The sequence below is a fragment of the Bradyrhizobium sp. PMVTL-01 genome, from assembly GCF_051861855.1.
In the GTDB taxonomy this organism is placed as follows: domain Bacteria; phylum Pseudomonadota; class Alphaproteobacteria; order Rhizobiales; family Xanthobacteraceae; genus Bradyrhizobium.
On sequence record NZ_CP193982.1, the window covers coordinates 7,032,630 to 7,052,331 of the forward strand.

Annotated in this window: 20 protein-coding genes and 1 pseudogene; 13 read left to right on the top strand and 8 right to left on the bottom strand. The window is 66.1% G+C overall.

Annotation, left to right across the window (positions count from 1 at the left end):
• Nucleotides 1-124: 124 nt before the first annotated feature.
• Together ACRQ5Q_RS33965 and ACRQ5Q_RS33970 are read left to right on the top strand one after the other, a co-directional pair.
• A complete protein-coding gene (locus tag ACRQ5Q_RS33965) occupies nt 125-1,615 on the top strand; it encodes a caspase family protein (RefSeq protein WP_439394290.1) in 1,491 nt (496 codons plus the stop codon).
• A 202-nt stretch (nt 1,616-1,817) separates the two neighbouring features.
• Entirely contained in the window at nt 1,818-3,497 is a 1,680-nt protein-coding gene (locus tag ACRQ5Q_RS33970; protein ID WP_439394292.1) for a SulP family inorganic anion transporter, read from the top strand.
• Between the two features lie 6 nt (nt 3,498-3,503).
• On the opposite strand, the gene ACRQ5Q_RS33975 is transcribed toward ACRQ5Q_RS33970, so the two are convergent.
• Together ACRQ5Q_RS33975 and ACRQ5Q_RS33980 are read right to left on the bottom strand one after the other, a co-directional pair.
• Entirely contained in the window at nt 3,504-3,866 is a 363-nt protein-coding gene (locus ACRQ5Q_RS33975) for a hypothetical protein (protein WP_439394294.1), read from the bottom strand.
• A 115-nt stretch (nt 3,867-3,981) separates the two neighbouring features.
• The gene (locus ACRQ5Q_RS33980; protein WP_439394296.1) at nt 3,982-4,995 is read right to left on the bottom strand and encodes a Spy/CpxP family protein refolding chaperone; all 1,014 of its coding nucleotides are present in this window, start codon (nt 4,993-4,995) and stop codon (nt 3,982-3,984) included.
• Between ACRQ5Q_RS33980 and ACRQ5Q_RS33985 the strand changes: the two genes are divergently transcribed.
• Nucleotides 4,990-5,364 (top strand): hypothetical protein, encoded by a 375-nt coding sequence (locus ACRQ5Q_RS33985; protein ID WP_439394298.1) that lies wholly within the window; start codon nt 4,990-4,992, stop codon nt 5,362-5,364. The genes ACRQ5Q_RS33980 and ACRQ5Q_RS33985 overlap by 6 nt on opposite strands.
• A gap of 16 nt (nt 5,365-5,380) precedes the next feature.
• Here ACRQ5Q_RS33985 and ACRQ5Q_RS33990 read toward each other — a convergent pair whose 3' ends face one another.
• Nucleotides 5,381-6,805 carry an FAD-binding oxidoreductase gene (locus tag ACRQ5Q_RS33990; protein WP_439394299.1) on the bottom strand — a complete coding sequence of 475 codons (1,425 nt, stop codon included), beginning with the start codon at nt 6,803-6,805 and terminating at the stop codon, nt 5,381-5,383.
• Between the two features lie 88 nt (nt 6,806-6,893).
• On the opposite strand from ACRQ5Q_RS33990, the gene ACRQ5Q_RS33995 reads away from it, so the two are divergent.
• A complete protein-coding gene (locus ACRQ5Q_RS33995; RefSeq protein WP_439394301.1) occupies nt 6,894-7,400 on the top strand; it encodes a thioesterase family protein in 507 nt (168 codons plus the stop codon).
• A 55-nt stretch (nt 7,401-7,455) separates the two neighbouring features.
• On the opposite strand, the gene ACRQ5Q_RS34000 is transcribed toward ACRQ5Q_RS33995, so the two are convergent.
• On the bottom strand, nt 7,456-7,629 hold the full coding sequence (locus ACRQ5Q_RS34000) for a DUF1328 domain-containing protein (protein WP_008556598.1): 174 nt from the start codon (nt 7,627-7,629) through the stop codon (nt 7,456-7,458).
• A gap of 232 nt (nt 7,630-7,861) precedes the next feature.
• Here ACRQ5Q_RS34000 and ACRQ5Q_RS34005 point away from each other — a divergent pair, with 232 nt between their 5' ends.
• From ACRQ5Q_RS34005 to ACRQ5Q_RS34045, 9 genes are all read left to right on the top strand, one after another.
• A complete protein-coding gene (locus ACRQ5Q_RS34005) occupies nt 7,862-10,465 on the top strand; it encodes an ATP-dependent helicase (RefSeq protein WP_439394303.1) in 2,604 nt (867 codons plus the stop codon).
• 8 nt (nt 10,466-10,473) lie between these two features.
• Nucleotides 10,474-10,758, top strand: coding sequence for a type II toxin-antitoxin system HicB family antitoxin (locus tag ACRQ5Q_RS34010; RefSeq protein ID WP_439394305.1), 285 nt, complete (start codon nt 10,474-10,476; stop codon nt 10,756-10,758).
• 88 nt (nt 10,759-10,846) lie between these two features.
• Nucleotides 10,847-11,263, top strand: a complete 417-nt coding sequence (locus tag ACRQ5Q_RS34015; protein ID WP_439369980.1) for a hypothetical protein — start codon at nt 10,847-10,849, stop codon at nt 11,261-11,263.
• Nucleotides 11,263-11,934: an OmpA family protein gene (locus ACRQ5Q_RS34020; protein WP_439369981.1), complete on the top strand. Its 672-nt coding sequence runs from the start codon at nt 11,263-11,265 to the stop codon at nt 11,932-11,934. The genes ACRQ5Q_RS34015 and ACRQ5Q_RS34020 overlap by 1 nt, the downstream gene beginning before the upstream one ends.
• Nucleotides 11,935-12,107: 173 nt before the next feature.
• Nucleotides 12,108-12,626, top strand: coding sequence for a DUF962 domain-containing protein (locus ACRQ5Q_RS34025; protein ID WP_439375672.1), 519 nt, complete (start codon nt 12,108-12,110; stop codon nt 12,624-12,626).
• Between the two features lie 30 nt (nt 12,627-12,656).
• Entirely contained in the window at nt 12,657-13,688 is a 1,032-nt protein-coding gene (locus tag ACRQ5Q_RS34030; protein ID WP_439394307.1) for an NAD-dependent epimerase/dehydratase family protein, read from the top strand.
• Nucleotides 13,689-13,715: 27 nt separating this feature from the next.
• Entirely contained in the window at nt 13,716-14,342 is a 627-nt protein-coding gene (locus ACRQ5Q_RS34035) for a methyltransferase family protein (protein ID WP_439369983.1), read from the top strand.
• 263 nt (nt 14,343-14,605) lie between these two features.
• Complete coding sequence (locus tag ACRQ5Q_RS34040; RefSeq protein ID WP_212339627.1) at nt 14,606-14,815, top strand: hypothetical protein; 210 nt, start codon at nt 14,606-14,608, stop codon at nt 14,813-14,815.
• Between the two features lie 224 nt (nt 14,816-15,039).
• Nucleotides 15,040-16,344 carry a PQQ-dependent sugar dehydrogenase gene (locus ACRQ5Q_RS34045; protein WP_439394309.1) on the top strand — a complete coding sequence of 435 codons (1,305 nt, stop codon included), beginning with the start codon at nt 15,040-15,042 and terminating at the stop codon, nt 16,342-16,344.
• Between the two features lie 219 nt (nt 16,345-16,563).
• On the opposite strand, the gene ACRQ5Q_RS34050 is transcribed toward ACRQ5Q_RS34045, so the two are convergent.
• From ACRQ5Q_RS34050 to ACRQ5Q_RS34065, 4 genes and pseudogenes are all read right to left on the bottom strand, one after another.
• Complete coding sequence (locus ACRQ5Q_RS34050) at nt 16,564-17,388, bottom strand: aspartate dehydrogenase (RefSeq protein WP_439394311.1); 825 nt, start codon at nt 17,386-17,388, stop codon at nt 16,564-16,566.
• Between the two features lie 38 nt (nt 17,389-17,426).
• Nucleotides 17,427-17,711: pseudogene (locus ACRQ5Q_RS34055) on the bottom strand (LysR substrate-binding domain-containing protein); the annotation flags it as partial.
• A 52-nt stretch (nt 17,712-17,763) separates the two neighbouring features.
• Entirely contained in the window at nt 17,764-18,618 is an 855-nt protein-coding gene (locus ACRQ5Q_RS34060) for a tetratricopeptide repeat protein (protein ID WP_439394312.1), read from the bottom strand.
• A gap of 12 nt (nt 18,619-18,630) precedes the next feature.
• On the bottom strand, nt 18,631-19,158 hold the full coding sequence (locus ACRQ5Q_RS34065; RefSeq protein WP_439394314.1) for a FecR family protein: 528 nt from the start codon (nt 19,156-19,158) through the stop codon (nt 18,631-18,633).
• Between the last annotated feature and the right edge of the window lie 544 nt (nt 19,159-19,702).

A 19,702-nucleotide genomic window follows, 5' to 3' on the forward strand; every position in this document is an offset into this window, starting at 1 on the left:
CCGGCCGGGCAGACATCCTGCCCGATCTGTCGCACGCCAAGCGTGAGCCGGCGCACAGACAGTGTCATGGCCGGGACGTAGAAAAGGTGTCATCATCGCGCGCATTGCCGATGGAGGTGACATCATGCGCCGTCCAGTCCTTTCCAATTTGCTGCTTGCGTCCGGCCTTCTTGCTCTCACACAACTGACAATGCCGGCCGGTGCCGCGGCCGAAGCACGGCTCGCGCTGGTAATCGGCCAGTCCGCCTATCGCACCGTGCCGGAACTGCCCAACGCCGCCAACGATGCCAAGGGCATGACCGAGCTGCTCGGCAATGCCGGCTTCACCGTCACATCGGCAGCCAATCTCGATCAGAACGAGATGCGCGCGACGATCTCGGACTTCGCCGGCAGGGTCAGCGCCAGCGGCGCCGACACCGTCGCGCTGGTGTTCTATGCCGGCCATGGCCTGCAGATCGACGGCGAGAACTATCTGGTGCCCGTCGACCTCGATCCGAAGCGCGAGGCCGACATTCCGCTCCAGGGCGTGCGGCTGAACGACATGCTCAACACGCTCGGTGCGCTGCCGACGCGGGCGCGCATCTTCATGCTTGATGCCTGCCGCAACAATCCGTTCCCCGCGCTCAGCGGCGCCGGCCACGGGCTTGCGATCGTCGACACCAAGGCCGGCGCGCCCGGCTCCTTCATTTCCTATTCGACCTCGCCCGGCGCCGAGGCGGAGGACGGCAACGGCATCGACAGCCCCTACACCACGGCTGCGCTGACCATCGCCAAGCAGCCCAATCTGCCGATCGAGGAGGTGTTCAAGCGCATCCGCATCGCGGTGGCGCAATCGACCGACGGACGGCAGATCCCCTGGGAAAGCTCGTCGCTGACGACCGACTTCAAGTTCTTCGGCGGCGACAGCAGCGGTCAGCCAGCTCTCCCGGGCGCATCCGCCATGGCGCTCGCCAGCGGCTCGCGCAGCGTCGCGGACTGGCGCCGGGATTTGCAGGGCAAGGAGCCGAAGGCCGCCTATGAGCTCGTGATCGCGGACGACACCGTAGAGGCGTATCAGGCCTACATCGAGCTGTACGCGCAGGACGCCCGCACGCCGCGCCTGCGCACGGTCGTGGAGCGCCGGCGCCAGATGCTGGCCTGGGAGCGCGCGGTCGCGATCAACACCCGCGCCTCGTTCGAGGCGTATCTGGCGAACTGGGACAATAGCGATCTCGCGGCAACCGCGCGCAGGCTGCTGCTCCGCGTGCAGAACCGCAACTATGCCCTGCCCGTGGCCGCGGCGTCGACGCCTGTTCCGATCGCCGTCGCGATGGCCCCGACCTGCCCGTGCTCGACGCCCACGCCTCCGGCCTCTCCGGTCAACCCGGCCGTGGCGCCCGTGATCAAGAAGCGCGTCGACGACACCCCGCCGAAGCGCAAGGTGGTCGAAACGCCGCCGAAGCCGCGCCGTCCGCCGCCTGAGAACGTGGTCTACGAGCGCGCACCGCCGCCGGATCGCGGCCCGCCGCCCGCCGCCGTGATGCAAGGCATCGGCATCGGGATTGGCCTCGGCGTGGGCCTGGGTGGCGGCGGCGGAGGGATGGGACACGGCGACTACAACCGCGGCAGGTATTGAGAGGACGTCGCGAGATTCGGAGGGCAAACATGCCCTCCGTCATTGCGAGCGCAGCGAAGCAATCCAGATTGCCGCCGCGGTGGAATCTGGATTGCTTCGCTTCGCTCGCAACGACGTCGGATGTCGAGAGATTGCGTCTGCCGCCTTCCAATCCGGAAATGCTGTAGTCTAATCGATCGACACAGGCTTTCCGGGGACCTCGATGCCGCACGACGCCGACGCCAAGAGCGCAAGAGAGCACGCATGGCCGCTGCTCCGCTCGCTCGCCTCCCATTCGCTGCCGGGCGATCTGATCGCGGGGCTGACGCTGGCGGCGATAGCGATCCCGGAGCAGATGGCCACGGCGCGGCTCGGCGGCTTTGAGCCGCAGATCGGCTTCTTCGCGTTCATGGCCGGCTCGCTCGGCTTCGCGCTGCTCGGCGGCAACCGCTTCCTGTCCTGCGGCGCCGATTCCACGATCACTCCGATCTTCGCCGGCGGGCTTGCGGCGCTCGCCACTGTCGGCTCGCCGCAATATCAGGGGTTTGCGATCGCACTGTCGCTGATGGTCGGCGCGATGATGCTTGCCGGCGGCGCCTTTCGCCTCGGGGGCATCGCCAACCTGCTGTCGGTGCCGGTGATGGTCGGCTTCCTCGCCGGCATCTCCGTCCACATCATCGTGTCGCAATTGCCCGGCGTGCTGGGGCTGAGGTCGCCGAGCGGGCCGACGCTCGATCGCATCGGCGTGCTCGCAGGCGAACTTAACCGCAGCAATCCCTTCACGCTGTGCATCGGCCTCGGTGTGCTCGCAACGGTCTTCGTCTCCGAGAAGATCAGCGCGAAAATTCCGGGCGCGCTGATCGGGCTCGTCGTGGCGACGCTGGCCGTGATCGCGCTCGGTCTCGAGAGCAAGGGCGTGAGCGTGGTCGGCGCGGTGCCGGGGACGCTGCCGCGGCTCACCCTGCCCGAGCTTGCGCTGGAGCATTGGGTGCATCTGGTGCCGCTCGCCTTCGTGATCACGGTCGTGGTGATGGTGCAGACCGCCGCGACCACGCGCTCGTTCCCGTCCGATCCCGACAAGCCTGCCGACGTCGATCGCGACTTCCTCGGCGCCGGCGCCGGCAGCGTGCTGTCCGGCCTGTTCGGCGCGTTTCCGGTCAATGCCAGCCCGCCGCGCACGGGGATCGTCGCCGAGACCGGCGGACAATCGCAGCTCGCGGGGCTTGCAGCGGCGGCGATCGTGCTGGCGCTGCTCGCATTCGGCACCGGGCTGCTGCGGCACGTTCCGGACGCGGCGCTCGGCGGCATTTTGCTGTTCGTCGCGCTGCGCATCGTCCGCACGAAGCAGATCGTGACGGTCTACCGGCAATCCCGAAGCGAATTCCTCCTGATCCTCGCCACGGCGGCACTGATCATCGTGCTCCCGATCCAGCAGGGCGCGTTCCTCGGCATCGTGCTGTCGCTGCTGCACGGCATCTGGAGCACGACGCGGGCGCGGCTGGTCGAGTTCGAGCGCGTGCCGGGCACCACGATCTGGTGGCCGGCCCATCCGCACATCGGCGGCGAGCGGATCGACGGCGTTGCCGTGATCGGGCTGCAGGCGCCGCTCTCGTTCCTGAACGCACCGGGTTTCCGCAGCGACGTCGCGAAGGTGCTCGGCACGGCGAGGCCGCAACTCCTGGTGTTGGAAGCGAGCGGCATGGTCGAGATCGACTTCACCGCGGCGCAGATCCTGCTCGACATCTTCAAGGCGTGCAACGAGCAGGGCGTCACCGTCGCACTGGCCCGGCTGGAATCGGTGCGCGCACAGGACGCGTTCGAGCGCTTCAGATTGTACGAAGCCCTGCCCCGCGAGCGCGTCTTCCACAGCGTGGACGAGGCCGTGCGCAAGCTGGCGAAATAGTCGTCCTTACTGCGCCAGCTCGGGATGGTCCTGCTGCACCCTCTCGCGCATCCAGCTGGCATGGATCGCGCGAAACAGGATCTGCGCGGTCTTGAGATCGCCCGCCTCCATGCAGAGATCGACGATGCGACGGACCGCATCGTCGCGCATCAGTCCATCCGATATCTTCATCGCGATCTCCATCGCGACCTTGGCGGCGCGCTCGTAGCGCGCGCTTTCGCGCTTGTCGTTGCGTGCGGCCCCCGCGGCGCTCGCGGCCGCCGCCTCGCAGATCGCACGAATGCGCGCCGCGGCCTCGATGTCGCCGAGCGGCCCCTCGATGGCTTCGTCCCAGATCTCCCGCCGCGTCTTGCGCGCGAACCATCTCATCGTTCCACCGTCCGCGCTCTTCGCGCCGTCATCTCGCCGCGCTGCCGCCTCTCCCCAGCATAGAGAGCCCCGCCGAGATCGGCGAGGCGATTCTTCCGTCACGCTCCATACGCATTCAGGACGTCCGCCGTGGGCCGATGGCCTCGAACTGCGCCTTCTGCTCGTCATTCAGCGTGGCGTAGAAATCCTCCAGCGCTGCGCGCACCGACTTGACGCCGTCGAGCATCACATCGAGCCGCTTGCGGACCGCGGCCAATCGCGCCGGCGGCGTCATCACCTCGCTGGGCTGGCAGGCCGCCTTCAGCGATGCACTGACCTTGGCACTGGTATCCTGGAGCACCTGCAGCGCGGCGCGCTGGGTGTCGTTGGGGTGAAGCCTCGCCTCGATGTCGGTGCCGGGCCAATCGAGCGCGGCAGACGCACCGCAGGTCGGGACCAGCGATCCCCCGCTGCCGTTGGACGCCGTTGTGCGACGCTGATCTTCGGCCAGCGCATTGAACCGCGCCTTCTGTTCGTCGGTGAGCGAGCCATAGAAGCCGTCGAGGGCGGGCTGAACGAGATCGACGGCCTTCACCATGGCCTCGACACGCTGCTGCATCGCCGCCAGCCGGCCGGGTGCCGTCGCTGCGACCTGCGACGGACAGGACGCGCGGATCAGCGCGGCAGCGTCGATCGAGGCACTGCCGAGCGCATCGAGACTGGCGCCTTGCGCCTCGGTCGGCTGCACCACCGCGGCGATCTGGTCGATCGGCAGACCGACGATCTCGCGGCGGTCGCTGCCGCACAGCTGATCCAGCGCAACGCCGCGCGCTTGCCGCCGTCCCTGCGGGCGCTGCGGCAGATAGGCCGAGAGGCCGTCATAGCCATAGGGCCCGAAGAGGCCGGCATAGATGTCCGGATAGCCGTAGCCCCAGAAGCCGAGACCGTCGCCCCAGATGGTGTAGTCGTAGAAGTCGTTGTAGGCGAACGGCCAGAACAGCGGTCCGACCCAGCCGTAGCCGCCGCCTGGATGCTGCCACCATCCGCTGCTGGCGCCATGCCAGCCCGCAAGCGCGGCCGCAGCCGTGATCTGGGCGCGCGCCGCCGGGTTGCTGATGAGACGACCGTTCCGGAAGGCGCTGGAATGCAAATTGAGCGCGTTGCGGAAGTTCGCGGGGCGCACGGACGCGTTGCGGATCTGACCGAAATTCGAACCGTGTCGGGCGCCCGTTGCAAACCGCATCGCGCGATGATGACCGCCGCCGTGCGCGTGCCCGAAACCGTGGCCATGGAAATGGCCGCCGCCGTGATGGCCACCGCCGTGATGGCCACCGCCATGGCCGCCACCATGGCCACCGCCGTGACCGCCGCCGCCTTTGCCCAAAGCCGTGCCCGTCAGCAGACAGGCAAGCGCCATCACGGCAATTCCAATGACCGGTCGCAACATCGCATCCTCCCGCAAAGCCGCGCCATTGAGGCATCGGAAATTGTCGGGAATTGGAACCGGTGGGACTGCTGAAAGTTCCCGGATTGCGTTACGCCTCCGGCACGATCTTGCCGGGGTTGAAGATGTTGAGCGGATCGAGTGCCTTCTTCAGTGCCCGCATCGCCTCCAGCGCCTCGGGACCGAGCTCGGCCTTGAGGTATTTCTGCTTGCCCTGGCCGATGCCGTGCTCGCCGGTGCAGGTGCCGTCCATCGCCTGCGCGCGCTCGACCAGGCGGTGCATGAACTCCTCGCCGCGCGCCATCTCGTCGGCGTCGTTGGTATCGCAGACCAGCGAGCAGTGGAAATTGCCGTCACCGACATGGCCGACGATCGGCGACAACAAATTGAGACGCTTGAGATCCTCCTCGGTCTCGCTGACGCAGTCGGCAAGCCGCGAGATCGGCACGCAGACGTCGGTTGCAACCACGCCGATGCTGTCGCCGGGACGCAGCGCCTTCACCGACCAATAGGCGTCGTGCCGCGCCTGCCACAGCTTGGTGCGATCCTCCGGCTTGGTGGTCCAGGAGAATTCGCCGCCGCCGCAGTCCTTTGCGATCTCGCCGAACGCCTTGGACTGCTCGGCGACCTCGATCTCGCTGCCGTGGAATTCCATCAAGAGCAGCGGCGTCTCCGGCAGCGTCAGCTTGGAGTATGCGTTGCAGGCCTTCACCTGCGCGGCATTGAGCAACTCGATGCGCGCCACGGGAATGCCGGTCTGGATCGCCAGGATCACGGCCTGACACGCCCCGTGCACCGTCTCGAACGACACCGCACCGGCCGCAATCGTATCGGGAATGCCGCGCAGGCGGATGGTCAATTCCGAGATGATGCCGAGCGTGCCCTCGGCGCCGACGAACAGATGCGTGAGGTCGTAACCCGCGGATGATTTCTTCGCGCGCGTACCCGTCGTGATGATCTCGCCGTCGCCGCGCACCACCTTCAGCGCGAGCACGCTGTCGCGCATGGTCCCGTAGCGCACCGCGTTGGTGCCGGAGGCGCGGGTCGAGGCCATGCCGCCGAGGGAGGCATCCGCGCCGGGATCGATCGGGAAGAACAGGCCCTGGTCGCGCAGATGCTCGTTCAGCGCCTTGCGGGTGACGCCGGGCTGGATCACGCAGTCGAGGTCCTCGGCATGCACCGCGAGCACCTTGTTCATGTCGCGCAAATCGATCGAGATGCCGCCGGCAGGCGCGTTGACCTGGCCCTCCAGCGAGGTGCCGGTGCCGAAGGCGATCACGGGCACGCGGTTCTTCGCGCAGATCCGCACCACGTCCTGGATGTCGGCGGTCTCCTGCGCCATCACCACGCCGTCCGGCGGCTGATTGACGATCCACGTGGTGGTATGGCCGTGCTGCTCGCGGACGGCCTGCGAGGTGATGAGGCGATTGCCGAAGCGTGCGGCAAGCTGTTCCAGCGCGCTCGCGAGGGCTTTCGGCTCCGGCCGCGGCGGACTATTGGTGATGGTCGTACCCACGGAAATTCCTCCCGACGAGAAGAGACCGTGGCAAAGGACATATAACCGGTCAAGTCAAGGGACCGGACGCATAGCTTGGGAAGGACACATGCCGGAGACCGCCGCCACAGCGCCGAGCGCAGAGCCGTTCCGCTCTTCGATCATGCAGGTCGAGCCGCAATGGATCGACTACAACGGCCATCTCAACATGGCCTATTACAACGTGATGTTCGACCGGGCGATCGACGAGTTCTGGCTCGAGCTCGGGATTGGCCCGGTCTACAAGAAAGAGCGCCACGGCTCGACCTTCACCGCCGAATGCCATGTGCGCTATTTGCGCGAGATCCATCTCGGCGACCCCGTGCAGATCCTGGTGTGGCTGCTGGACGCCGACGACAAGCGGCTGCACACCTTCGAGGAGATGAGGCACGGCACCGAGGGCTGGCTGTCGGCGACCTCCGAAAACATGTCGCTGCACATGGACATGAAGGCGCGGCGCGTCGCGCCGTTTCCGCCCGACATCCAGCAGCGCATTGCCGGGGTCGCCAAGTCTCACAGCGCCCTGACGCGCCCCCAGGGCATCGGCCGCAGCGTGGCGATGCCCTCGAAGCGGTAAGTTCAGCGCGATCGAGCAGCAGCGGCTTGATCGCGCGCCGGCCGCAGGGAAGCACCTATATCCTGTTGCGGCCGCGCGCCAAGCCGACCACGGCCGAGACCAGGAACAGGACGACCGCGATGAAGAAGATGATCTTGGCGATCTCGATCGAAGCGCCGGCGATGCCGCCGAAGCCCAGGATGCCGGCGATCAGTGCGATAACCAGAAACGTCACAACCCAGCCTAGCATGGTCAAACCCTCGTCTTGATGTCTCTCGGCACGGCTGGCCGCGCCACCTGCCCAGACAATCTCGACGCGGGAACGATGGTTCCGGCACGTACAACGGCGAAATTCGCACCTCGCGCTGGAACAAATCGGGCCGCCGCGCACGTGGAAAACCCACCTCGCCGCCCCATATAGGGGGCCAATCCCTGTTAAGAAGGCTCCCTCCCGTCACCCCGCGGTGCCATCGTGGGGCCAAATGATTCGCATGACCGAGCCGAGCAAGATCACCAGCGTTCCCGACCACCAGCCCGCAGCCGGCGGCATCGCCGCGCGTGCGCGCGCCTCGGTGGGCCCGAAATATTTGTCCGGGCTCAATCCCGAGCAACGCGAGGCGGTGGAGACGCTGGACGGCCCGGTCCTGGTGCTGGCCGGCGCCGGCACCGGCAAGACGCGCGTGCTGACCACGCGCATCGCCCATATCCTGAGCCAGGGCCGCGCCCGCCCCGCCGAGATCCTGTCGGTGACCTTCACCAACAAGGCCGCGCGCGAGATGAAGCACCGGCTCGGCCAGATGCTCGGCCACGCCGTGGAAGGCATGCCGTGGCTCGGCACCTTCCACTCCATCGGCGGCCGCATCCTGCGTTTCCATGCCGAGCTGGCGCAGCTCAAGTCGAACTTCACCGTGCTCGACGTCGACGACCAGGTGCGGCTCTTGAAGCAGTTGCTGCAGGCCGAGAACATCGACGACAAGCGCTGGCCGGCGCGCATGCTGGCCGGCCTGATCGACGGCTGGAAGAATCGCGGCCTGATGCCCTCGCAGGTGCCCTCGGGCGAAGCCGCGATGTTCGGCAACGGCAAGGGCGGCAAGCTCTATGCGAGTTATCAGGAGCGGCTGAAGATTTTGAACGCCGCCGATTTCGGCGATCTGCTGCTCGAGAACATCCGCATCTTCCGCGAGCACCCGGATATCCTCCGGCAGTACCAGCAGCGCTTCAAGTTCATCCTGGTCGACGAGTACCAGGACACGAACGTCGCGCAATATCTGTGGCTGCGGCTGCTGTCGCAGGCGCCTTCGTTCGCCTCTCCCCGCGTGCGGGGAGAGGCCGACGCACTCGGCAGCGCAATTGCGCGCGAGAGTGCGGCGGGTGAGGGGGACTCTCCGAGCACCGAGCTCATGGAGACAGCCCCTCACCCCGCCCCTCTCCCCGTGAAGGACGGGGAGAGGGAGAAAACCAAAAACATCTGCTGCGTCGGCGACGACGATCAGTCGATCTATGGCTGGCGCGGCGCCGAGGTCGACAACATCCTCCGCTTCGAGCACGATTTCCCCGGCGCCAAGGTGATCCGCCTCGAGCGGAACTATCGCTCCACCGGCCACATCCTCGCCGCCGCCTCGCATCTGATCGCGCACAATGAAGGCCGGCTCGGCAAGACGCTGCGCACCGAGGACCAGGACGGCGAGAAAGTCACCGTCACGGGCTCGTGGGATTCGGAAGAGGAAGCCCGCGGCATCGGCGAGGAGATCGAGCAGCTGCAGCGCCAGGGCGAGAAGCTCAACGAGATCGCCATTCTGGTGCGCGCCTCCTACCAGATGCGCGAGTTCGAAGACCGTTTCGTCACGCTCGGCCTGCCCTGTCGCGTCATCGGCGGCCCACGCTTCTACGAGCGCGCCGAGATCCGCGACGCGCTGGCCTATCTGCGCGTCATCAATTCGCCCGCGGACGATCTCGCCTTCGAGCGCATCGTCAACACGCCGAAGCGCGGCCTCGGCGATGCCACCATCCAGATGCTGCATGACCACGCCCGCAAGCGCCGCATTCCCCTGTTCGAGGCGGCGCGCGCCGTGGTCGAGACCGACGAGCTGAAGCCGAAGGCGCGCGGGTCCTTGCGCGATCTCGTCGCCCAGTTCGACCGCTGGGGCGCCCAGCGCGAGGTCACCGCCCACACCGATCTCGCCCAGATCGTGCTCGACGAGAGCGGCTATACCGAGATGTGGCAGAAGGACCGCTCCGCCGATGCCGCGGGCCGGCTTGAGAACCTCAAAGAGCTCGTGCGCTCGATGGAGGAGTTCGAGAACCTGCAGGGATTCCTCGAGCACATCTCGCTGGTGATGGACCGCGAGGGCGGCGCCGAGGAGGACGCGGTGTCGCTGATGACGCTGCATTCGGCCAAGGGCCTCGAATTCGACAACGTGTTCCTGCCGGGCTGGGAGGAAGGCCTGTTCCCGAGCCAGCGCACGCTGGACGAACAGGGCCGCGCCGGCCTCGAGGAAGAGCGCCGGCTCGGCCATGTCGGCCTGACCCGCGCGCGCCGCCGCGCCATGATCTATTTCGCGACCAACCGGCGCATCCATGGGACATGGTCGACCACGATCCCGTCGCGCTTCCTCGACGAATTGCCTGCGGCCAATGTCGAGATCACGGAGTCCAAGGGCGGCTCGGCCTGGGGCGGCACCGGCGGCTACGGCGCCTCGCGCTTCGACGACATGGAGGCGTTCGGCTCCAGCTACACGACGCCGGGCTGGCAGCGCGCCCAGGCCAACCGCAACCGAGGTGGTGGCCGCAATAGCAGTGGCCGAAGCGGCGGCTTCGAGGAAGAAGCCACGACGTTCTCATCGTCCTCGTCATCCGGACCGGATTTCGGCAGCTTCTCCTCGCGCCGGCGCGGACCGCTGACGATCGAGGGCGAGCTGGTCGCCAAATCCACAGGAACGACCTCCGAATTCTCGCTCGAAGACCGCGTCTTCCACCAGAAATTCGGCTACGGCCGCGTCACCAAGATCGACGGCAACAAGCTCACCATCGCCTTCGACAAGGCCGGCGAGAAGAAGGTCGTGGACAGCTTCGTGCAGCGGGCGTGAGGCCCGACATGGCTCAATATGTTGCCATCATCGAGGACGCAGATCCCGACGCCGTCAGCCTGTGGTTTCCGGACCTGCCGGGCTGCATCTCCGGCGGCGACGACGTGGACGAGGCCCTGGAGAATGCACCCGAGGCACTCGCATTCTACGCGCACGACCTCAGCGACGAGGGCCGCCGGCTTCCCCCGCCGAGGACGCTGGCCGAGCTCGAGGCCGACCCAGAGTTTGCCGAGGACCTCAGGAACCACACGGCCGTCGTGATCGAATGGCCTCCCGCCACGGACGCCGAGTGAGGACTGTTCGCCGCACTTGCCGGACTCTCGACGGTTCTCCCCCGAACAGCCCTTGACCACCGCGAACTTCCCCGTATCAGATAAACCCATGGTCCGGGGCTCCATCACATTGATCGTGCTGGCATTGGTTATGCCGTCGCTTGCGGCGGCCGAGACCATGAGCTTTGGCGATTCGATCGGGAAGCTGGCGGCGAGTTGCGGCGCGGAAATCGTCGCCAATTGCCGCGGCGTCAATCCGGACTCGACCCGGCTCAAGGAGTGCCTGTCGCGCAACCGCGACGTGCTCTCGCCGCAGTGCCAGAGCGACTATCTCCGCGTGTTCGACGCCATCCAGAAGCGCGTCGCCGCGCGCGTCACCGTGGCGCAGGCCTGCCAGCGCGAGATCGTCAAGGTCTGCGGCGGCTCGACCAAGGAGACCAGCAAGTCGATCCCCTGCCTGGTCTCGGCGCCCAAGGGCATCAGCAACAACTGCCTGAAGGCCGTTGACGACGCGGGGTATCGCTGATGCGCGCGAAGGGGCTCTCGACCGTCGGACTAAGCGTGGCGTTCGGTCTCGCCCTGCTCGCGGGCGCCGCGCGCGCGCAGACGGCTGCGCCGACCCGCGACGAGATCGTCGGCAAGCTCAACCATTTCGAACAGGCCGCCGAGGTCGACCTTCCCGCGCTGAAGCAGCAGGTGATGGAGCGCGCCAAGACCAGGATCAAGAACGATCCCGGCCCGGTGAACCGCCCGCTGATCGCGCCTGACCTCGCGAGCCTGCCCGCCTTCAACGCGCAGATCCAGTTCGACGCCGACACGCCGATCATCCAGCCGGCGTCCTACCAGACCGTCGGCCGCATCGCCGACGCCCTGGTTCACGCCTCTCTGCTGCCCTACACCTTCCTGATCGTCGGCCATGTCGAATCCAATTCGAAGACGCGCGAGGCCAACGCGATCCTGAGCCAGCGCCGGGCAGACGCGATCCGCGACGTGCTGGTCAACACGTTCAAGATCTCGACCAAGCGGCTGCATCCGATCGGCCTCGGCGAGGAGCAGTTTCTCGACCGGGCCAAGCCGACCTCGGCCGTCAACGGTCAGTTGCAGATCCTGACCTACGCCAAGGTGCCCGAGGACGCGCCCGCGCATCCGGCCGCGGCACCTGCGCCTGCGGCGAAAAAGCCCGCCAAGAAGCGGTAAGCAGACGCTCCCAAGCGTCCCACGGAACCCTTTGAAGTGCTGACCCTTTTGTGGTCTGTCCCACAGCGCGACGATATGGTCTTGCGCGACAATAGTGCCGGTTTGTGCACCGCTCTATCCGGTGCTATAGCCTTTGCTCGTCCTTCCCAGACCCCGTGCTGCATGAGACCAAGATGGGTGGCTTTTTTCAACGCCAACTTGCCGTTTATGTCGAGTACCATCGCGATCCCCGGAACACGGCGATGCATGTGGTGGGCATCCTCCTGCTGTTCACGGGCGCGGTGATGCCGCTGACGCTGGTGAAGGTCCCGCTGTTCGGGTCCGAGGTCAGCCTGGCGGTGATCCTGGCCCTGCCGGTCCTGATCTACTGGCTGCTGCTCGATCTGGCGCTCGGGGCCGGCATTCTGGCCGTCTCCATCGTGCTGTTCTCGATCGCGTCGACCATTGCGAACGGAGTCAGCACCGTCGCGATGTGGGGCATTTTCGCTGCCCTGGTCGCGCTCGGCTTCGCCGCGCAGGCCATCGGCCACAAGGTTTTTGAGGGGCGCGAGGCCTCGCTGTTCACGTTTCCCTCGCATCTCTTGCTGGGACCGATGTTCGTCATGGCAAAATTATTCATTGCACTGGGCTTCCGTCGCGACCTTGCCGCGATTCTGGCGCCTCTTCCGGCCAATTCCCTTTCAACCCGATAGCTCCAGAAGCGAAACAGCAAACCTTTCTTCATGGCTCTCGTACTGGTTACCGGTGGCAGCGGTTTCATCGGACATCATCTCGTAGAAGCGCTCCGCGCCCGTGGGCAGCGGGTGCGCGTTCTCGATGTTCGTCCGCCGGCCGCGCCGAACTCTGACGTCGACTATGTTCATGGCTCGGTGCTGGACGGCGCCGCGGTCGATACCGCGCTGTCCGGCGTCGGTCAGGTCTATCACCTCGCCGGCCTGCCCGGCATGTGGGTCGCGAACAAGCAGGACTTCCACGACGTGAATTGCCGCGGCACCGAGGTCGTGCTGGCGGCCGCGAGGAAGCGCGGCGTGTCGCGCTTCCTGCACTGCTCGACGGAATCGATCCTGTTCCGCTATACCGACCTCAACGGCGTTCCGGCCGAAGAGGCGCTGCAGCCGGCCGAGGCGATGCCGGGCGCCTATACGCGCTCGAAGTCGCTGGCCGAGCATCATGCCGCCAAGGCCGCGGCCGAGGGCTTTCCGCTGGTGATCGGCACGCCGACCATGCCGATCGGTGCCGCCGACCACAATCTGACGCCGCCGACCGCGATGCTCTGGTACTTCCTGCAGAAGAAGGTGCAGCCGCATCTCAACTTCCTGGTCAATCTGGTCGACGTCCGCGACGTCGCCATGGGACTAGTGCTGACCATGGAGCGCGGCCGCATCGGCCAGCGCTACATCCTCGGCGGCGACTGCGTGCCGCTGGGCAACATCCTGCGGATGATGTCGGCGATGAGCGGTCGCCGCCAGTTCCCGGTCGTCGTGCCCGGCAAGATCGCCGAACTCTCCGGCATCATGCTCGAATATTTGTCCGACAATTTCACGCGCCGCCCGCCCAACGGCACCGCCGAGGGCGTGCGCATCGCGCTGGCCGCGAGCGACCTCTCGATCGGCAAGGCACGCACCGAGCTCGGCTATTCGCCGCGCCCGATCGAACCGGTCCTGCGCGAAACCATCACCCATCTGCTCGCCCGCAACGGCCAGCAGCCTTCCGGCGCCATCGAGCATCACGCGCTGTCCTCGCGCGCGGGCTGACGCCGCCGCCTAACGCAAAGAACCTTCATGTCCTTCGATTTCAGCAAGCTTCTCTCTGTCGCCTGGGGTGGCTGGACCACGACGTGGCCGACGCAACTGCTCGCCCTGATCTGGCTCGCCTGGCTCGCCAGCTGGGTCGGCGCCTCGTTCTGGCAGGGCCGCACCCAGAAGCAGGTCATGACGCTGGAATCCGGGCGCTATCGCATCCCGATCCTGGTCGGCGGCATCCTGTTCACGCCGTGGACCGCGGAAGTGCTGAACGAGAAGCCGCTCTGGGTGTTCAGCAACATCGCTGTCTACATCACGGCGCTGATCGTGCTCGCCGGCATCTCCTTCACCTGGTGGGGACGGCTGCATCTCGGAAAATTCTGGTCCAACACCATCACCCACAAGGAAGACCACCGCGTCATCGACACCGGCCCCTACGGCATCGTGCGCCATCCGATCTACACCGGCCTGATCGCCGGCATGCTCGCGACCGGCATCGCGGTCGGCACGGTGACGGCCATCCTCGGCGCGATCCTGATCTCGCTCGGCATGTGGCAGAAAGGCCGGATGGAAGAGGTGTTCCTGTCGAAAGAGCTCGGCGAGGACGCCTACGGCGCGTATTGCCGCCGCGTGCCTATGATCATTCCGTTCACCTCGCCGCGGTGAAGGCGGACTCCGCCTACTGCTTTCTCCCCGCGACGCTACTGCTCAGTCCCGTCATCCCGAGGTGCGAGGCCTGCGAGGCCGAATGCATCGCAAGCCGAAGCCTCGAAGGATGCACGGCCTAGATCCAGCCGGGCCGTGACGCGTTGCGCCGGTTCGCACCTCAGGATGACGGGGGTAGAGTCGGAACGCTGGCGTCATCAGGAACCGCCCCTTCCCCCGCTTGTTATCTCCCGACACCTGCACCAGCCGCAGAGCATCGAGCCATGTCTGATGCCTACGATTATTTTCGTGCACACGCCATCGCCGCCGCCCGCAAGGCGCGGGCGATGCCGCCGGGACGGCCCAAGCAGAAGCAGCGCACCGTGGCGCGGGTCTATCACCTGCTATCCAAGGAAGCTGCGCTGACTCCGAACGTCCATCATCTCGACGATTTCCGCGCGGCGCGGCGGCTGGAACGGCAAATCGGCCGCTGATGTCGGTCCATGCAAATTTGGTCATCTGCCATTCCGCGGGAATAGACGTCCGTCCAGTTCCGCGACGGTTGACCTTTTTACCGCCAGCCAGTTGGATGCGCGCGCAACGAGGCACGACGACACTCTATCGTGGATCCGGAGAGGTCGACGATCTGGCCTGAGCCCGCGCGGGGTTTCGGGCGATCCGCCGTGGACTGTGCCTCAGAGTTCGACAGGGGCTTCTCATGAGCTTTTCCAGTATCTTCGCGCAGTTCGTCGCGTTCGTCGGCGGCGTCGCGCTGCAATGGCGCAAGATGACCGGCACCGAGCCGCCGCCCGCCTGGGGCCAGGCGCCCGCCATTCCCGAAGCCAAGCCGCAGGGCGCGATCCCGACGCTGAAGATGCCGACCGCGCGCGGCTGGCGCGAGGGCCAGAAGCCGACGGTTGCACCCGGACTCAAGGTCAATGCCTTTGCGACCGGCCTCGACCATCCGCGCTGGATCGAGGTGCTGCCCAATGGCGACGTGCTGATCGCGGAGGCGACGCAGATCGCAGGCGCTCCGCGCAGCGTGTTTCACTACGCGATGCAGGCGACGATGCGGCGCGCCGCGGCGCTCGGGTTCTCCGCCAACCGCATCACGCTGCTGCGCGACAAGGACGGCGACGGCGTTGCCGAAGTTCGCGGCGCCTTCATGGAGAACCTCAACCAGCCGTTCGGCATGGCTCTGGTCGGTGACACCTTCTACGTCGGCAACACCGACGGTGTGATGGCCTTTCCTTATGTCGCCAATGCCGACCGCATCGCGGCGCCGGGCAAGCGGCTGACCACCTTCAAGCCGGCCGGACACTGGACACGCAGCCTGCTCGCAAGCCCCGACGGCAAGAAGCTCTATGCCGGCGTCGGCTCGCTCAGCAACATCGCCGAGATGGGCATGGAGGTCGAGGAAGGCCGCGCCGCGATCTACGAGCTCGATCTCGCCGCCGGCACGCATCGCATCTTCGCGGCCGGCCTGCGCAATCCGGTCGGCCTCGCCTGGGAGCCGACGACCGGCGTGCTCTGGACCGTCGTCAACGAGCGCGACGGGCTCGGCGACGAGACGCCGCCGGACTATCTCACCTCGGTGCGCGACGGCGGCTTCTACGGCTGGCCCTATTGCTACTGGGGCAAGACGGTGGACGATCGCGTGCCGCAGGATCCGGCGATGGTCGCCAAGGCGATTCAACCGGACTATGCGCTCGGCGGCCACACCGCTTCGCTCGGCCTGTGCTGGATGCCCGCAGGGACATTGCCCGGCTTCCCCGACGGCATGGTGATCGGCCAGCACGGCTCGTGGAATCGCAGCAAGCTGTCCGGCTACAAGCTGGTGTTCATCCCGTTCGAGAACGGCAAGCCCTCCGGCCCCGGTCGCGACATCCTGTCGGGCTTCCTGTCCCCGGACGAGAAGGAATCCTACGGCCGCCCAGTCGGCGTCGTGATCGGCCCCGACAAGAAGTCGCTGCTGATGGCCGACGACGTCGGCAACGTGATCTGGCGCGTCACGGGGGCGTAAGACGCGATAGTCGAGATAGGAGCCGCGGCTCCCTGCACCTCTCCCGCTTGCGGTAGAGGTCGGCGCGTTCCGGGCGATGCGAAGCATCGTCCCGAGCGCCGGGTGAGGGCTCTCTCCTCTGGGGGAGTGTCCCGCTGCGGAAACACCCTCTCCCAAGCCCTCCCCCGCAAGCCGGGGAGGGAGCGCACCGGTGTTCGGACTAACGAAGTCTCACGCCAACTACGTCCCCACACACAGCGTGGCGCGCTGCTTGCGCAGCAGCGCGATCACGGACAGTGCGGTGATCAGGCCGGTCTTGGGATTTTCGGACGGGATGTTCTCGATCGACATCGAGAAGCGTGCCGAATCGGCCTCGACCTCGACGCGGTGAACGTTGCGCGTCACGGTGGGGTCGGCCCAGACCTGCATCTGGGTGCGATCGGGACCGATGCCCGCCAGCGACAGCGCGACGGCGACGTTGACGTTCGCCGGAAAGCCTCTTGCTGCCTCGCGCGCGCTGCCCTCGAACAGTTTCAGCGGCTCGCGCAGATTGTCGATATCGATGTTGTTCTGGACGATGAAGGGCGCGCCCTTCAGCCCGTCGATCGGCTTGCGCGTCACCATCTTCACCGAATGGATGGTGCCGATCGCGGCGGCGTTGACGGCGTCAAGCCCGATCAGCGCACCGGTCGGCACGATGATGCGGCCGCCATTGGCGCGGGCGAGATCGACCAGATCGAAATTGTCGAGCAGCCCGCCGACGCTGACGACGACCGCGGCCCTGCCGCGCTTCACCGCGGGCTCGACGATCGCACGCAATTGGCTGCTCGGCGCGCATTCGACCACGATGTCGGCAGCGTCACCGAGTTGGTCGATCGGCAGGACTTTCGGCGGACGACGCAGGCCGTTGATGAAGGCCTGATGCTTGGCCGGATCGCGCACCGCGACGGCTGACAGCGCCAGTCCCTCGATGCCTTGATCGAGGGCGGTTGCAATCTTGGTGCCAATCGAGCCCAGCCCTGCAATGGCCACCCGCAATTCGCCCGAGACCTTCTGATCCGTCATCGCATCACACCTTCTGTCCAGGCTGATGTCATAGCCTCTCAAGCGTCCCGCGCATAGCTGCGCAGGCGGCCCTCAAGAACGGCCAGCATGGCATCGCGGGCCGGATCGCGCGAACCGCGCAGCCAGGCGAGCGGCAGCCGGCCGACCGGGCCGTTCTGCTTCGGCCGCAGCGGCACGAAGCGCACGCCTGAGACGGCCATCCGCGTGGTCCAGCGCGGCACGATCGCAACCCCGAGCTTCGTTGCCACCAAGTTGATGATGGTCTGCTGCTCGTCGGCAACCTGCACGATGCGCGGCGTCAGGCCGGCCTGCTCGAACAGCTCCACGGCTCGAACGTCTCGCAGATAACGCGAGCTTCGGCCGCCGATCCTACCGTCACTTGACGCCGTAGCGGGCGAACGCGTCGGCGATCTTGAGGTCGATGAGCTTTGCAGCCGAGACGTCGCGGTTGCCGCCGGCGCCGTCGCCCTGCCTGAGCCTGGCAAGTCCGCGTCCATAGAGCGCGCTTGCCAGGTTCGGCGCCAGGCGCAACGCGGAATTGTAGTCGTCGATGGCCGCGGCGAACTGGCCCATCTTCAGATGGATCAGCGCGCGTGAATCGTATGTCGCGGCATCGCTCGATCCCGACCGAATCACCCTGTCGCAGTCGACGAGCCCGGCCTGCAGATCGCCGATGATCGCCCGGGTCCAGCAGCGCCCGCTCCATGCCCACGTCAAGTTCGGATCGAGCCGGATGGCCTCGTCGAAATCGAGCGCGGCTCGATCATACTGGTTCAACTTCAGACGGGCTTCGGCACGGTTGGCAAAAGCGCTGCCATAGGCCGGGTTGAGCCTGATCGCCTCGTCGAAGGACTTGACCGCGTCCTCATATGCCCCCTTCCGCAAATAGGCGACGCCGCGATTGTTCACCGCCTTGACATAGCCTGAAGCGAGCTCGATCGCCCGATCGAAATCGCTGATCGCACGGTCGTATTCCGCCGCTGCGGCATAGGCGTTGCCGCGATTGTTGTAAGCCAGAGCCAGCGCCTCCGGCCTGGCATCACCCGAATTGATGAGCGCCGTACAGCCGGCGATCCGAACCTGGGCCGGAATAGTGTCCGCACCGTTGCACTGCTCAATGTTCTGGAGGTGACTTTTCTTCTGCGGCTGCTGCGCGACCGCGGGCGAGCCGATCGACAGCAGCACGAGAACGGCCGCGACGCTGGCGATGATGGCGGCCCTGATCGTCATGTCCGTGCCGCTTCAGCATCCCCTGCAGATGTTCGGCCTGGGACCACTCCCCTGCTCCGGCGCCGCGGCAGTCGTGCGCTTCTTCACCAATTTGCTCTTGCCCTCTTCGATGAGAGTCGAGAACTTGACCGCGCCGTCATCCGCGATTTCGATATGCGGCGTGGTGCCCCGGATTCCCATCGTTGCAACGGGCGTATCGACTTTCATGTCGCCGCTCTTCGCGATCTGGCCGGCGACGAAAGTCGCCGTTCCCCTGGCCAGATTGAAGAACGTTGCGTTGGATTTGCCCGCCGGCTCGTACACGTACTCGTCGAGGGTCATGCGGGCGTTGCTCGACAGATTGAACGACGAGCCATCGCTGAAATTGATGCTGACCCGGCTGTCCGCCCCGGTTCGCACGACGTCGCTCAGATACACGACATCGCCGACCTTGGTTTGCGCAGCCGGATCGCCGAGCTTCGCCTGGACGACGACCGCACCTGCGTGCTCGATCGAGACCGAACCTGCAACGGCGACGACCTTGCCGATGGGTTTCGGCACAACGTTCTCAGGGCCGCGTGTTGCGGGATTGACTTGAGCCTGCGCTGGCGCAGCGAGAACACACGCCGCGGCCCAAATGAAGCCAGTCACAAAAACCGCAATCGTATGCCTGCACATGACCCGCCCCTTTCCGAGAAGATCTGCGTGGCGCCTGATGGGAGCTATGTGAGCTTCGACCAAGCTCGCAATTCGTGCATTGTGAGTATCTACAACCTGGATCGATCCTAACGGACCGGTCCTCCAAAAAAGCAATTCTTCCGTGCATGATCTTAGGCTCAAGCCGTTTGCCTGGCCAGCGAAAGTGGGCTAGATTTCGCATAGCTCAAGCGTCAACTTCTTGAGAGCGCAAATTGCTGTTGCGGGGAAGCATCTCCGCTGAACCTGCCATCACGTTGCCTATACCAATAAAGTTCGCATTTCAAACCAGACGTTTTCGGCGTGCAGGCCTGGGGTTGCTAACGCCAAAAATTGCGCCCGCGGCGTAGCAATACCGACAAGAAGCCGCGGCACCGCGCCGAGCCCGAATTGTTCGGCGCGCGAGGCC